The 15,223-nt window shown below is 67.0% G+C and carries 11 protein-coding genes; 6 read left to right on the plus strand and 5 right to left on the minus strand.

Going from position 1 to position 15,223, the window contains the following annotated elements; translation table 11 throughout:
* Positions 1-23 precede the first annotated feature (23 nt).
* Entirely contained in the window at positions 24-1,352 is a 1,329-nt protein-coding gene (locus GGQ93_RS05045; RefSeq protein ID WP_183215521.1) for a dicarboxylate/amino acid:cation symporter, read from the plus strand.
* A gap of 6 nt (positions 1,353-1,358) precedes the next feature.
* On the opposite strand, the gene sseA is transcribed toward GGQ93_RS05045, so the two are convergent.
* From sseA to GGQ93_RS05060, 3 genes are read right to left on the minus strand one after another with little or no spacing between them, the layout of a single operon-like run.
* A complete protein-coding gene (gene sseA, locus GGQ93_RS05050; protein ID WP_183215523.1) occupies positions 1,359-2,207 on the minus strand; it encodes a 3-mercaptopyruvate sulfurtransferase in 849 nt (282 codons plus the stop codon).
* A 15-nt stretch (positions 2,208-2,222) separates the two neighbouring features.
* The gene (locus GGQ93_RS05055) at positions 2,223-3,443 is read right to left on the minus strand and encodes a class I SAM-dependent methyltransferase (protein WP_183216077.1); all 1,221 of its coding nucleotides are present in this window, start codon (positions 3,441-3,443) and stop codon (positions 2,223-2,225) included.
* A 49-nt stretch (positions 3,444-3,492) separates the two neighbouring features.
* The gene (locus tag GGQ93_RS05060) at positions 3,493-4,932 is read right to left on the minus strand and encodes a cryptochrome/photolyase family protein (RefSeq protein ID WP_183215525.1); all 1,440 of its coding nucleotides are present in this window, start codon (positions 4,930-4,932) and stop codon (positions 3,493-3,495) included.
* Positions 4,933-5,043: 111 nt separating this feature from the next.
* Here GGQ93_RS05060 and kdsA point away from each other — a divergent pair, with 111 nt between their 5' ends.
* The 5 genes from kdsA to GGQ93_RS05085 all read left to right on the plus strand — a co-directional run bounded on the left by kdsA (position 5,044) and on the right by GGQ93_RS05085 (position 9,544).
* Entirely contained in the window at positions 5,044-5,913 is an 870-nt protein-coding gene (kdsA, locus tag GGQ93_RS05065; RefSeq protein ID WP_224764268.1) for a 3-deoxy-8-phosphooctulonate synthase, read from the plus strand.
* Between the two features lies 1 nt (position 5,914).
* Complete coding sequence (rfaD, locus tag GGQ93_RS05070) at positions 5,915-6,916, plus strand: ADP-glyceromanno-heptose 6-epimerase (protein WP_221233571.1); 1,002 nt, start codon at positions 5,915-5,917, stop codon at positions 6,914-6,916.
* Positions 6,913-8,010, plus strand: coding sequence for a DUF3089 domain-containing protein (locus GGQ93_RS05075; protein WP_183215527.1), 1,098 nt, complete (start codon positions 6,913-6,915; stop codon positions 8,008-8,010). Before rfaD ends, GGQ93_RS05075 begins: the two co-directional genes overlap by 4 nt.
* Positions 8,011-8,087: 77 nt before the next feature.
* Complete coding sequence (locus GGQ93_RS05080; RefSeq protein ID WP_054765777.1) at positions 8,088-9,071, plus strand: SPFH domain-containing protein; 984 nt, start codon at positions 8,088-8,090, stop codon at positions 9,069-9,071.
* 14 nt (positions 9,072-9,085) lie between these two features.
* Complete coding sequence (locus GGQ93_RS05085) at positions 9,086-9,544, plus strand: NfeD family protein (protein ID WP_183215529.1); 459 nt, start codon at positions 9,086-9,088, stop codon at positions 9,542-9,544.
* A gap of 15 nt (positions 9,545-9,559) precedes the next feature.
* Here GGQ93_RS05085 and GGQ93_RS05090 read toward each other — a convergent pair whose 3' ends face one another.
* Positions 9,560-12,934, minus strand: a complete 3,375-nt coding sequence (locus GGQ93_RS05090; RefSeq protein ID WP_183215531.1) for a hybrid sensor histidine kinase/response regulator — start codon at positions 12,932-12,934, stop codon at positions 9,560-9,562.
* A gap of 93 nt (positions 12,935-13,027) precedes the next feature.
* Complete coding sequence (locus GGQ93_RS05095) at positions 13,028-14,698, minus strand: MFS transporter (protein WP_054765775.1); 1,671 nt, start codon at positions 14,696-14,698, stop codon at positions 13,028-13,030.
* Positions 14,699-15,223 lie beyond the last annotated feature (525 nt).

Here is a 15,223-nt window from a genome sequence, read left to right on the forward strand (position 1 = left end):
TTGCATCGTTTTCTGGGGGACAGATGACTGAGACCAAACGCGGGGGCTTGGCGCTCCACTGGCTGATGCTGATCGGCTTCACCGTCGGCCTGGGCGCCGGCCTGTGGGTCAATTTGACCCTCGGCGCCGACACGCCCTGGGTCGTCTGGCTGACCGACAACGTCACCGGCCCGGCTGGGCAGATCTTCCTTCGCCTGCTGTTCATGATGGTCATCCCCTTGCTGTTCTCGGCCCTGGTGATCGGGGTGGCGGAGATGGGGGATCTGAACGCCCTTGGCCGGGCGGGGATCAGGACCCTGCTTCTGACCATACTGGTGTCCGGCATCGCCGTGGTGATAGGGCTGGTGATGGTCAATCTGTTGCAGCCCGGTCGCGGCGTCGATCCGGCCATGGCTCAACAGTTGCTGGAGCAAGGCCGCGACGGCGCGGCCGGGATCGTCCAGAATGCGCCGGAGACCATCCAGCTCGGCGACTTCTTCCTAGGCCTGGTTCCGTCCAACGCGGTCACGGCGGCGGCGGAGAACCAGATCCTGCCGCTCATGGTCTTCGCGCTTTTCTTCGGCATCGGCCTGGTCATGGCCAAGAGCCCCGCCACCGACCGCCTCCAGCAGGTCATCGAAGGCATTCTCGAAGTCACGATGAAGCTGATCAACCTCTTCATCAAACTGGCGCCCATCGCCATCGCCTGCCTGATGTTCAATCTGGCGGCCCTGTTCGGCTGGGATCTGCTGGTGCGTCTGGCCGCCTTCGTCGGTGTCGCCGTCGGGGCCATGGCGATCCATATGTTCGTGGTCTATCCCCTCGTCATCTGGATTCTCGGCGGGCGCTCGCCGTTCGGCTTCTTCAAGGCGGTGCGCGAGCCCATGGTGGTGGCCTTCTCCACCGCCTCGTCCAACGCCTCCCTGCCGGTGTCGCTGAAGGCGGCCGAGCACGAGTTGAAACTCCCGCGCAAGATCGCCCGCTTCGTTCTGACCGTCGGCGCCACCGCAAACCAGAACGGCACGGCCCTGTTCGAAGGCGTCACGGTTCTGTTCCTGGCCCAGTTTTTCAATGTTGAGCTGAGTCTGACCCAGCAGGTGATCGTCATGCTGGTTTGCATCCTGGGGGGAATCGGCACGGCGGGCGTTCCGGCCGGCTCACTGCCCGTGGTGGCCATGATCCTGGTCATGGTGAAGGTGCCGCCTGAAGGGATCGGTCTGATCCTGGGCGTCGATCGCTTCCTGGACATGTGCCGCACGACGCTGAACGTCACCGGCGACCTGGTGCTGGCCACCGTCGTCTCGCGCGGCGAGAAGGACGAGCCGGTCGAGTCGATCACCGAAACCCCGGCCTCGCCGCCGATCCTGGCCTGAGCGGCGTCAGGCCCCGGTGGCGACGGGGGTGTCGGTTCGAGATCCCCATTCGGCCCATGATCCGTCATACAGGCGCGACGGCCGCCCGAGGGTTTCGAGCGCCAGGCTGATGATTGCGGCCGTGACGCCGGATCCGCAGGTCGTCACGACCGGTCGGGCCGGGTCCAGTCCGGCGTCGGCCAGGACGTCATTCAGGGACGCCCCCTGTTTCAGCCGACCGTCGCCGTCGATCAGGGCGGCGTAGGGCAGGTTGATCGCGCCGGGCATATGGCCCGCACGGACGCGGGGTCGGGGTTCCGCCGCCTGGCCGGCGAAGCGGGCGGGACCACGGGCGTCGGCGACCTGAATCCCCTCTGCGAGTGCGGCGCGCACATCATCCAGCCCGGCGACTGCGCCCGCGTCGAAATCCGGGGTGAAACGGGCGGGCGAAGGCGGAGGCGGGGTCCCGGCTTCGACGGGGCGTCCCTCGGACTTCCACTTCGGCAGACCGCCGTCCAGCACCTGGACATGGGCGGCGCCCATGACCTTCAGCATCCAGCGGACGCGGGCCGCCGAAAACAGGCCGACGGAATCATAGACCACCACCCGGTCCTCCTCGCCGATCCCCAGGTCCGACAGGGCGGATGCGAAGGCAGCGGGCGAGGGCAGCATGTGGGGCAGGCCGCTGGAGCCGTCAGAGACGCCGTCCAGATCAAAGAAGCGGGCGCCGGGAATATGTTCGACCGCGAACTCGGCCCGGCCGTCCCGGCCGTCCAGATGCCAGCTGGCGTCCAGGATGCGCAGCGACGGATCATCCGTCAGGGCGGCGAGATCCTCTGTGGAGATCAGGGGAAAGAGGGGCGAGGTCTGGGTCATGGGCCCAGCCTAATGTCAGGCGCGGTCCAGCACCAGTTGCACCACGTCGGTCCGCCGCGATCGGAAGCCCGCCTCGCAATAGGCCAGATAGAAGCGCCACAGCCGGCGGAACCGCTCGTCGAAACCGGTGATGCGCCGGATGTCGGACCAGGCGGCCTGGAAGCGATCGTCCCAGAGCTTCAGCGTCTCGGCATAGTCCAGACCGAAGCGTTCGATGGGGCCCCAGGTCAGGCCGGCGGCGGCGACGACCGGCTTCAGCCGCTCTTCCGACGGTAGCATGCCGCCGGGGAAGACGTATTTTTGGATGAAGTCAGTGCGGGCGTTGTATTCGTCGAACAGGGGCTCCTGGATGGTGATGATCTGAAGCCCCGCGCGGCCGCCGGGATTCAGCACCTCGTGGATCTTGCCGAAATAGGCGGGCCAGTATTCCTTGCCGACCGCCTCGAACATCTCGATGGAGGCGACGCGGTCGAACCGGCCCTGGACGTCGCGATAGTCGGTCAGTTCGATCGTCCCCCGGTCCGAGAGGCCGGCGTTGAACAGGCGCCGGCGGGCGAAATCGTGCTGTTCCTTCGAAATGGTCAGGCCGGTGACCTGGGCGCCGATCTCGCGGGCGGCGAACTCGGCGAAGCCGCCCCAGCCGCAGCCGATCTCCAGCACCGACATGCCGGGCTTGAGGTCCATCATCCGGGCCAGGGCGGCGTATTTGGCCTGCTGGGCGGCCTCCAGCGACCGGTCGGCGCCGTCGAACCGGGCCGAGGAATAGGTCATCGAACGGTCCAGCCAGGTCGAGTAGAAGGCGTTGCCCAGGTCGTAGTGGGCCTGGATGTTCTTTTTCGAGCCTGTCCGGCTGTTGCGGTTGCGCCGGTGGGCCAGCCAGTTGACCGCCTTCATCAGCCAGTTGCCGTCGAACAGGCGGCGGATGTGGTCATAGTTCTCGACCAGGGTCTCCAGCAGGGCGGCCAGATGGGGGCTGTCCCATTCACCGGCCATATAGGCCTCGGCGAAGCCGATGTCGCCGGCGGCCAGGACGCGGCGGGCGAAGCGATAGTCCTTGACCTCGAGCACGCCGCTGGGGCCGGGCCGGGCGCCCTCCAGCACATGGGTTTCGCCGTTCGGGAGATGGACCGTCAGCCGGCCGAAGGTCCAGTTCGACGCCAGCAGACGCAGCAGCATGGCGAAGACGCGCGGGGTGCGGGCAGCGGCGGCCTCGATGTCCAGGGTGGCGACAGTCATGCGGATACCTCTCTGTTCGTCGTCGGCTTTGGCGTCGGCGGTCTGGGCGTCATCGGTCATGGCCGGCGGGCAGGTCGCGGCCCGACACCGTCTTCAAGGCGTCGAGGGCGCGGGCGCGCGCCTGGGCATGATCCAAGATAGGGCGGGGATAGTCCTTGCCAAGACGCAATCCGGCGTCGCGCAGGACTTCGGCCGGGGCGGTCCATGGCGCGTGGAGCCAGCGGTCGGGCAGGCGGCGCAGCTCGGGAACCCAGCGGCGGACATAGGCGCCGTCGGCGTCGAACTTCTCGCCCTGGCCTATGGGATTGAAGATGCGGAAATAGGGGGCGGCGTCGGCGCCCGAGCCCGCGACCCACTGCCAGTTCTGCACATTGCTGGCCAGGTCGGCGTCGACCAGGGTGTCCCAGAACCAGGCCTCGCCCTCGCGCCAGTCGATCAGCAGATGTTTGACCAGGAAGGAGGCCGCGACCATCCGCACCCGGTTGTGCATCCAGCCGGTCGTCCACAGTTGACGCATGCCGGAGTCGACCAAGGGATAGCCGGTGCGGCCGCGCTTCCAGGCCTCCAGGCCCTCGGGATCGTTTCGCCAGGGCATGGACTCGTATTCCGGGCGGAAGGCGCGGTCGACGATCGTCGGGAAATGGTGGAGCAGATGGGCCGAGAAGTCGCGCCAGCCCAGTTCTGAGACGAACTTGGCCGCCTCGGCCGCCGACGCCGCCTCGCGGGCGCGCTGAGCCGCCCGCCAGGGGCTGATCTCGCCCCAGTGCAGGTGGGGCGACAGGCGGCTGGTGGACGGCAGGCCGGGGCGGTCGCGGTCGGCGGCGTAGGTCTTCGCGCCGCGCGCCAGGAAGTCGGACAGGGCCGCCGCGGCGCCGGCCTCGCCCGGCGTCCAGTCGAAGCCTTTCGACCAGTCGGGCCGGGTCGGGTGCAGGGCCCAGTCGTCCATGGCCTCGCTCGCGACCTCGGCCGGGGTCTCGATCCGGCGCGGTCCGGTCGTGTGCGGCGGCGGCTCGGCGCTCGCCAGAAGGGCCTTCATAAAGGGGGTGAAGACCCTGTAGGGGGCGTCGGAGCCGTTCAGCACGGCGCCGGGCCGCGCCAGGAGCGACCCGTTGAAGCCCCGGCATTCGACGCCGTCCGACTTCAGCTCATGGGCGATCTCGGCGTCGCGGGCGAAGGCGGCGGGTTCGAACAGCCGGTTCATGAAGACGGCGTCGGCGCCGGTCTCCTCGATCAGGCTGCGGAGCTGGATCAGGGAATCGCCGCGGCGCAGGATCAGCCGGGCGCCGCGCTCCTGCAGCGAAACGTCGAGGGCGCGCAGGGACTTGTCCAGCCACCACAGGGAGGCGGCGCCGGCCGGACGGTCCGGGTCGCGGTCCAGGATGAAGACCGGCAGAATCGGCCGTCCGGTCGCGGCGGCCTGGTTCAGGGCGGGATTGTCGTTCAGGCGCAGGTCGCGGCGAAACCAAAGGACGACAGGCTTGACGGCCACGCAGGCGACTCCATGAAAACTTGCGTCTGCGGCGAATGCACGCCACCTGATGGCCTCATAGATGCGGCAAAGGCCGCGCCCATAAAGCCTGACTATCGAAAGAGCCGCCCCGTGAGCCGACCCAACGCCGTCATTACGTTGTCCGAAGGTCTTCGGACGCCTGTCGTCATCGGCGGCGGCGCCCGAATCGTCTTCATCGCCGGCCCGTGCCAGATGGAGAGCCGCCAGCACGCCCTGGAGACGGCCCATGCGCTGAAGGAAATCGGCGAGCGGCTGAAGGTCGGCATCATCTACAAGACCAGTTTCGACAAGGCGAACCGCACCAGCGCGACGGCGGCGCGGGGCATCGGTCTGAAGGATTCCCTGCCGATCTTCGCCGAGATCCGCGAGGTCACCGGCCTGCCGACCTTGACCGACGTCCACTCCGAGGCCCAGTGCGGACCCGTCGGCGAGGTGGTCGACGTGCTGCAAATCCCGGCCTTCCTGAGCCGCCAGACGGACCTGCTGCTGGCCGCGGCCGCGACCGGCAAGGCGATCAACATCAAGAAGGGCCAGTTCCTGGCTCCCTGGGACATGAAGAACGTCGTGGCCAAGGTGGTCGGGGCCGGCAATCCGAACGTCATGGCCTGCGAGCGGGGCGCCAGCTTCGGCTACAACACCCTGGTCAGCGACATGCGGGCGCTTCCGGTGCTGCGCGACATCGGCTGCCCGGTCGTGTTCGACGCGACCCATAGCGTCCAGCAGCCGGGCGGGCAGGGCACGTCTTCGGGCGGTCAGCGCGAGTTCGTGCCGGTTCTGGCCCGCGCCGCCGTTTCGGTGGGCGTGGACGCGGTCTTCATGGAGACCCACCCGGACCCCGACAACGCTCCGTCGGACGGCCCGAACATGGTGCCGCTGGATCAGTTCGAGGCCCTGGCGGCCCAGCTGATCGCTTTCGACGATCTGGCCATTCAGATCGGCGCCAAGACGCCTCAGGTCTGACATGACGCCCCGGATGATCGTGGTGACCGGCGGCGCCGGCTTCATCGGCTCCAACATCGTGGCCCGGCTGACGGAGGAGACGGCCTATGACGTCGTCGTCTGTGATCGGCTGGAGACGGCCGATCTGGGCAAGTGGCGGAATCTGGCCAAACATCCGATCGCGGATTTCTGGTCTCCCGAGGAGATGTTCGACCAGCTGGAGCGCCATGCCGAACGGATCGAGGCCGTGGTCCATATGGGTGCGATCTCCTCGACGACCGAGCCCGACGCGGACCTGATCCTTCGGACCAACTTCACCCTGTCGCGCGATCTGTGGGACTGGTGCGCCATCCGCAATGTCCGCCTGATTTACGCCTCCTCCGCCGCCACCTACGGCGACGGCGAGACGGGGTTCAACGACGATGACGACGCCCTGTCCCTGACGCAGCTGCGGCCCCTGAACGCCTATGGCTATTCCAAGCTGCTGTTCGACCAATATGCGGTTCGACAGGCGGACCGGGACCAGGCGCCGCCGCAATGGGCCGGGCTGAAATTTTTCAACGTCTATGGACCGAACGAGGGCCACAAGGGCGGGATGAAGTCGGTCGTCGCCCAGATCTGGCCCAAGGTGGCGGCGGGCGAGACCGTCAGCCTCTTCCGCTCGCACAATCCCGCCTATGCCGACGGGGGGCAGCTGAGGGACTTCGTCTATGTGGACGATGTGGTCGACGTGATCGAGTTCCTGCTGCAATCGCCTCAGGTTTCGGGGATCTTCAACGCCGGCTCGGGCCAGGCCCGCTCCTTCGCCGACCTGGCGCGCGCCACCTTCGCCGCGGCCGGCAAGCCTGAGGCGATCACCTATATCGACATGCCCGAAGTCATCCGCGACCGATACCAGTATTTCACCCAGGCGCGGATGGATCGCATCCGGGCTGCGGGTTTTGAGGGACAGGCGACGCCTCTGGAAGAGGGAGTGCGGCGCTATGTTCAGCAATTCCTTTCTCAGCCAGACCCTTATCGATGAAACATCTGACATTGCGTCAATGGATTGGATACAGCGGCTTTGTCCTGGTCTTTCTGTTGACGGCGGCGGTGGCCGTTTGGCGGGGCGACATTCTGCGCGCCGCCCTTGATCCGCAGATTCCGTTTCAGACCTATCGCCCGCCCCCGGCGCCCGACTACGCCCAGCCCTCGGCCTGGGCCCTTCTGGACGCGCGGGTGCAAGGGTCCGGCGCGGCCAATGTCTTCTTCGTCCATTCGACGACCTTCGACGGCGGCCGCGACTGGAACGGCGCGATCGGCGACAAGAAGGCCGACGCCTATCTGGAGCGCGTGGTTCTGCCGAACTACGCCGGACCCTTCGCTCGCGCCGGCGCCGTCAGCGCGCCCCGCTATAGGCAGGCCAGCCTCTATACGCGGCTGACCCTGCGCGACGACGCGCGCGAAGCGCGCGCCTTCGCCTATGACGATATTCTGTCCGCCTTCGACGTCTGGTTGGGTCGCCATCCGACGGGCCCCTTCGTCCTGGCGGGGGTGGAGCAGGGGGCCGATCTTCTGGATCGTTTGATCCGGGAACGGATCGCGCCTGATCCCGTGCTCAGAAGCCGGATGGTCGCGGCCTATCTGATGGACGCCATCATCGCCGTCGAAAACCTGCCGGCCGACACGCCGCCCTGCGCCGACCGGCGGCAGATCCACTGCGTCGTCGCCTGGTCTCAAGTCGGCGCTCCCGATGATGCGGCCGCGCATCGCCGGCTTCGACGGGCGACGGTTTGGGACGAGCGCGGACAGTTCGTCGATCTTGCGGGCCGCCGCCCGGTCTGCGTCAATCCGGTGACGGGCGGAACGGGCGAAGCGCGCGTCCCCGCACGGCTTCATCGCGGCGCCACCAACGCCACCGGCCTGGAATGGGGCGCAAGGCCGGCCCTGATGGCGCGGGAGGTCGAGACCCAGTGCCGCGACGGATTGCTGCGCCACAGCTGGCCTGATCTGGAGTCCTTCAAGGAAAGAGGGAGTTGGGCGGATCGACGAAAAGCCCGCCCTTACAACTTGTTCTATGGTGATATTGAAGAAGATGTTGCGGAGCGTCTGGCGGTTTACGCCGCTCGGGCGGGCTGAAACGGTCGTCTCGCGTCCGGTTTTTATGGCGCAGCCGCCTGCCGCGGCGTAACCTGGGGTTCTCAAGGAGGACCCCCATGGACGTGCTCACCATCTTCGCCGGCGTTCTGCTGTTCCTCGCCGTCTCGCTGCTGTTCAGCGTGATCAAGATCGTGCCCCAAGGGCGCGAATTCACAGTCGAACGGTTCGGAAAATACACCAAGACCTTGAGCCCCGGCATTGGCTTTCTGACCCCGTTCGTGGAACGAATCGGCAAGCGGATGAACATGATGGAGCAGGTTCTTGACGTACCGACTCAGGAAGTCATCACCAAGGACAACGCCATGGTCCGGGTGGATGGCATCGTCTTCATCCAGGTGATGGACGCCGCCCGCGCCGCCTATCGGGTCGACGACCTGACCTACGCCATCGCTCAACTGTGCATGACCAATCTGCGAACTGTGGTCGGCTCAATGGAGCTGGACGAGGTGTTGAGCCAGCGCGACAGCATCAACACCCGCCTGCTGCACGTCATAGACGCAGCGACCGAGCCCTGGGGCGTCAAGGTCAACAGGATCGAGATCAAGGACCTGACCCCGCCGACCGACGTCACCAACGCCATGGCCCGTCAGATGAAGGCCGAGCGCGAACGCCGCGCTGTGGTGACCGAAGCCGACGGCGAGAAACAGGCCGCCATCGCCCGCGCCGAGGGCGCCAAACAGGCAGCCATTCTGGAGGCCGAAGGCCGCAAGGAGGCCGCCTTCCGCGACGCCGAGGCGCGCGAGCGGGAAGCCGAGGCGGAAGCCCGCGCCACCGCCATGGTGTCGGAAGCCATCGCCCGAGGGGACGTCAACGCCATCAACTATTTCGTCGCCCAGAAATACGTCGAGGCCTTCGCCGACCTGGCCCGCAGCCCTCAGCAGCGGACCGTCATCGTTCCGGCGGAAATGGGCGCCCTCGTCGGCACGATCGCCGGCATCGGCGAGATGGTCGGCTTGGCCAAGGCTCAGCAGCAGGACGCGCCGCAGCCTGCTCGGCCAACGACGACCGCACGTCGTTCGTCGGTTCCGCCGACCGCCTGATCGGAGCGCGCGACATGACCCTTGTGGCCGATCTCTATGCCGCCCAGCCGTTCTGGATCTGGCTGGGCGTGGGCGTGCTCCTTCTGGCGGTGGAGGCGATGTTCTCGACCGAATGGCTGCTGTGGCCTGCGGTCTCGGCGGGACTGGTGGCGGTGATGACGGCGGTGGGTCTGCGTCTGGGCCTGCCGGGCGAGGTCGCCGTCTTCGCCGTTCTGACCGTGATCGCCACCATTCTGTCGCGGCGTCTGGTGCAGAAAGCCAATCCGCCCGGCCAGGACATCAACGATCGGGACAGTCGTCTGCTTGATCAGCGCGCCCGGGTCGTGGAGGCCTTCGTCGCCGGCCGCGGGCGGGTGTTCGTATCCGGCGCCGAATGGGCTGCCGTGATCGAGGGCGAAGCGCCCGAACCGGGGCAGGACGTGGTGGTCAAGGGCGTCAGCGGATCGGTGCTGACGGTGCGCCCTGCCGTCTGAGCCAAAGCCGGCCCTTCAGCTGGACAGGAAGGCTTTCAGCGCCGCGGGCTTGATGGGTTTGGGCAGCAGCACCGCTCCGGCGGCGGTCGCCTGATCGTTCAGGCCGTCGCGCGTATCGGCCGTGACCAGGGCGATCCGCCGCACCCCCAACGGCCTCAGCCAGTCGATCACCGCGAACCCTTCCGGCCCTTCGCCAAGATGCAGATCGATCAAGGCGGCGTCGAACGGCCCCGTCGCGGCCTTTGCGGCCTCAAGGCTGGACGCTGTGACCGGACGGGCGCCCCAGCGGGTCAGCAGGGCCGTCAAGGCGTCCAGGATCACCGGCTCATTGTCGACGCAGAGCACCCGCAAACCCGACAGAGGCAGCCGCGTCTCCTTCAGCGGCGCCGGCTCAGGCGGACGATCGGCGTGACGGCGCGGCGCCGTAATGCGGAAGGCGGTTCCGGCCCCGACGCGGGACGTCAGCGTCAGCGGATGATCCAGCAGGCTGGACAATCGCCGCACGATGGCCAGACCCAGCCCCGCGCCCGGTTCATCGACCGGCGCTCCGGGCAGGCGGACGAACTCCCCGAAAACGGTCTCACGATCGGCGTCGGGGATGCCTCGACCGGTGTCGCACACCAGGATCTGCACGGTCTCGGCCTTGCGCCGCGCCCCGACCAGCACCCGTCCGGCGTCCGTATACCGAAGAGCGTTGGCGATCAGGTTCTGAAGCATCGACCGCAGCAGATCCCGGTCCGACTGCACCCACAGACCGCTCCGCACCAGAGTCAGCCGCAGCCCCTTGGCCTCCGCCACCGGCAGATATTCGCGCTCCAGCTCGTCGAACAGTCCGTCCAGCGACACCTGTGTCACGGCCGCCTTCACCCCGCCGGCCTCCAGCTTCGACAGGTTCAAAAGAGCGGTCAGAAGCCGGTGCGCGCTGTCTATGGCCCGGTCCGCATTCAGGGCCAGGGTGCGGCCGGCCGGCCCCGCCTCCGGTCCCGAGACGGCCGGCTCTTCCTTGAGGGCGGCGATGAACAGCCGCGCGGCATGCAAAGGCTGCAACAGGTCGTGGCTGGCGGCGGCCAGGAAGCGGGTCTTGGAGGCCGTCGCCTCCTCCGCCGCGCGCCGCGCTTCCTCGAGCCGAGCCGTCCGGTCGGCGACCCGAGCTTCCAGCCTTTCGTTGGCCTCTTCCAACTGGCTGGCCGCCCGCCGCAGGGCGGTGATGTCCGTATAGCTGGTCACATAGCCGCCGCCGGGGATCGGCGCCCCGGACGAACGCAGCACCCGCCCGTCCGGCTGAAGCCGTTCATGGTCATGGGGAATGCGTCGGCTCAAGGCTTCCAGCCGCCGCTCCACCCAGGTGTCGATGTCGTTGGGGCTTTCACCGCGTTCGGCGTTCAGTCGATAGATGCTGGCGATCGGCAAGCCGACGTGAACGAAGCCGGCCGGGAGATCGAACATAGACACATATCGGCGATTCCAGGCCGTTACGCGCAGATCTTCGTCCACGACGATCACGCCCTGGTCGATATTGTCCAGGGTCGTCTGAAGCAGGTCCCGACTGAATTGGACGGCCTGGGACGCCTCGTCCAGCATCCGCACCACATCCTCGGGCGCGCGGCCGCCGCCGGCCAGGGCGGCGGCGATCACCCGCCGAGCCGAGGCCGCCCCGATGGCGCCGGCCAGCATCCGCTCCGCCGCCCTTGCCAAACTCGCATTGGCCGGATCGGCGTCTCGCAACCGGACATCGGTTTCGGCGCTCCAGGCCGCAAAGGCCCGCTCGGCGCGTTCGTCCCCGATGAAGCGGGCGACGAGGGCGCGCAGATCGCCGACCGAGGCGCCGGCCGGCGACGGCCGCGCCTCGAGCCAGTCGGGCCCCAGACGATCGACGAAGGCCCGCGCCTGGACTCGGTCGATCAGCCGCGGCTGGGCGAACCGCGACACCCCGACATAGGCGGCCAGGTTCAGCCCCAGGCTGACGAAGACGCCCAACGCCAGCGGGTCCTTAACCCCCAACATGACATGCAGATGCCAGGGCGCGGCCGGCGCCAGCTGGGGCAGGGCCAGCATGGCGATCCACACCGTGATCCCGACTGTCACGCCCGCCAGGGCGCCGTGGGCGTGACCGCCGCGCCACAGTACGGAGCCGAACAGGGCGGGCGCCAGTTGCGCCATGGCGGCGAAGGACACCAGCCCCATGGCCGCCAGCCCCCGCGACTGATCAGTCGCCTGATAGTAAAGCCAGGCCAGCAGCAGCACCGCCACAATGGCCCCCCGTCGCACCTGCAATATGATGCCGGACATGTCCGAGGCGTCGCCGCGCAACCGCCATCGGTCTCGCGCCAGGAAGGGCAGGATCAGGCTGTTGGACACCATGGCCGACAGGGCCACGGCCTCGACAATGACCATGGCCGTGGCGGCGGAAAACCCCCCGACGAAGACGACGGCGGTCAGCCACGTCTCGCCCCGCCCGAACGGCAGGGCCAGAACCAGCAGGTCGGGGTTAGTCGAGGGTGCGAACAGGGCGCCGGCGGCCACCAGCGGCAGTACCGCCAGGCTTGTCAGCACCAGATAGGCCGGAAAAATCCAGCGGGCCCGGCGCACATGGCTCGGGTCGGCGCCCTCGACGAAGGCAACGTGAAACTGACGCGGCAGACAGAAGATGGCCAGGGTGGCGATCAGGGCGATGGCCAGGAATCGAGGCGTCAGCTCCGGCGGGGCGGCGAGGGCGCCCAGCCCCTCTCGGATTGTCGCGCCTGAACCGTTCTGAACCAGCAGCAACAGGGCGAAGGCCGCGACCAGAAGCAGAGCGCCCAGCTTGACCAGGGACTCCAACCCGACGGCCTGGATCAGGCCCCGATTGTGTTCGGTCAGATCCGGCCGCCGCGCCCCGAACAATATGGCGAACCCCGCCAGCACCCCCGCCAGCACCAGAACGGTCAGGCTCTCGGAACCGGCCACCGGCGTCCCCGCCGTCAACAGGGCCCCCGCCATGGACAGGGATTTCAGCTGCAGCGCGATGTAGGGCAGGGAGCCCAGTATGGCGACCAGCGTCACGACCGCGCCCAGGGTCTGGCTCTTGCCATAGCGGGACGCCACGAAGTCCGCCATCGAGCCGACGTTCTCGCGCCGGGCGGCGGCGGCGATCCGACGCCACAGAGGAAACAGCACCGTCAGCCCCAGCACCGGGCCGATGTAGATGGGCAGATACTCCCACCCCTCACGGGCTGCGGTGCCCACCGCGCCATAATAGGTCCAGGAGGTGCAGTAGATGGCCAGCGACAGGGCATAGACCGACGGACCCAGGCCGCGCCCGCGCGCGCCCGGCCGCTCCTGGTGCCAGGCCACGCCGAACAGCACCGCCATATAGGCGACGACCAGGCCGAGGATCATCAGGCTGAACATGGCGGCATCTGAACCAGGCAGGGGGGCTTTCACAAGGGAAAGGCGGGCCGTCTTGCGACGACCCGCCCCTCATCCACGCCTGATTGCAGGAATTCAGGCGTTTAGATCGACATCCTTTCCTTCCTTGACCAGAAGGAAGCCCAGCACGACCGTCCCCAGCGCCACGATGATCGGGTACCAGAGGCCGGAATAGATGTTGCCGGTCGCCGCCACGATGGCGAAGGCCGTGGTCGGCAGGAAGCCGCCGAACCAGCCGTTGCCGATGTGATAGGGCAGGGACATGGAGGTGTAGCGGATATTGGTCGGGAACATCTCGACCAGGGCCGCAGCGATCGGGCCGTAGACCATGGTCACATAGAAGCCGAGGATGAACAGGATCAGCACCACCATCGGCTTGTTGACCAGATCGCTGTCCGCCTTGGCAGGATAGCCGGCGGCCGTCAGAGCCTCGCCCAACTGCTTGTCCCAGGCCTTTTTCTCAGCCGCGAAATCGGCAGGCGCCATGGCGTCTCCACGGAAGCTCTGGACGACGGCCTGGTCGCCGATCCGCACCTGAGCCACCGTGCCTGCGGGCGCCTCGACATTGGTGTAGGTCACCCCGGCCTTGGCCAGATAGGATTTGGCCAGGTCGCAGGAGTGGTTGAACACCGTCTTGCCGATCGGATCGAACTGGACGTTGCAGTCCGCCGGATCGGCATAGACCACGACCGGCGCCGAGGCGGCGGCGGCGGCCAGCCGCGGATTGGCGGCCTGGGTCAGGGCGTTGAACAGCGGGAAATAGGTGAGGGCGGCGATCAGGCACCCGGCCAGGATGACCGGCTTGCGTCCCACCTTGTCCGACAGCCAGCCCCAGAAGATGAAGAAGGGCGAGGCCGCGACCAGGGCGATAGTCAGCATCACATAGACGAGGGTGGCGTCCAGCTTCATCACCCGTTCCAGAAAGAACAGGGCGTAGAACTGACCCGTGTACCAGATCACGGCCTGGCCGGCGGTGAGGCCCAGCAGGGCGATCAGCACCAGCTTCAGGTTCGGCCACTTGCCGAAGGAGTCCTTCAGCGGGGTCTTGGACCCCTTGCCCTCGGCCTTCATCCGTTTGAAGGACGGGCTTTCGGACAGCTTCAGACGAATCCACAGCGACACGCCCAGCAGCAGAATCGAGACCAGGAAGGGGATCCGCCAGCCCCATTCCGCAAAGGCCTCCTCGCCGACCGAGACACGGACGCCCAGAATGACGACCAGGCTCAGCACCAGACCGGCCGTAGCCGTGATCTGGATGAACGAGGTGTAGAAGCCGCGTTTGCCATGCGGCGCATGTTCGGCGACATAGGTGGCCGCGCCGCCGTATTCGCCGCCCAGGGCCAGACCCTGGATCAGCCGCATCAGCACCAGAATGATCGGCGCGGCGATGCCGATGGCCGCGTAGGGCGGCAACAGGCCGACGACGAAGGTCGACAGCCCCATCAGCAGCATGGTCACCAGGAAGGTGTTCTTGCGACCCCACAGGTCGCCCAGACGCCCGAAGACGACGGCCCCGAACGGTCGAACCGCAAATCCGGCGGCGAAGGCCATCAGGGCGAAGATGTAGCCGGTCGTCTCATTGACGCCCGAGAAGAACTGCACGGTGATGATCGCGGCCAGCGACCCGTACAGATAGAAATCATACCATTCGATAACGGTGCCGACCGACGACGCCAAAATCACCAGCTTGTCGTTCTTACCCACCACATACTCATCGACCGGCGCACCGATGGCGCTGTCCGTCATAGCGTAGCCTCCCAGCTGTCTGGTCTTTCCGACCGTTTTCACGCCGCAAGTGCGCGATTGGCCGAGAGAGTGACGCAGGGCTGAGACAAGCGTCAGGGCGACTTTGGTCGAGTGTCCTTTTCTCGCCTAAGATATATTATGCGAAGAAAGCCCAAGTTGGTCGGTGTTGCTTTGAGTTTCGCTAATCCTGAGATTTCAGCATTTCCGCAGGATTGGCGCCGTAAGCCTGAGACTCCTGTTCCGTAACGCTGAGACTGAGTTTGCAAGGCTCCCGCACCGGGCCCATCCTCGAGATGCTGCACCAGCGCCTTCGACGTACAAGTCCGCTGCGCGCTCCGCTCGATTACGCGCCAACGTCTTGACGGATTCGTGGGGCCTTGCGAGGCATGCGCAAGGACATGCGTATGGGCGGCTCAGCCCGATGATGACGGAAAAGCCACGCTCCTCTCGGCGATGGAACTCATCCTTTGCGAACTCGAGCGCCTAATGGGCCGGGATTAGGGCGCCTTCGGCGAATCCATCGTC

Origin of the sequence: Brevundimonas aurantiaca (assembly GCF_014199955.1) — a bacterium.
GTDB classification, from domain to species: Bacteria; Pseudomonadota; Alphaproteobacteria; order Caulobacterales; family Caulobacteraceae; genus Brevundimonas; species Brevundimonas aurantiaca.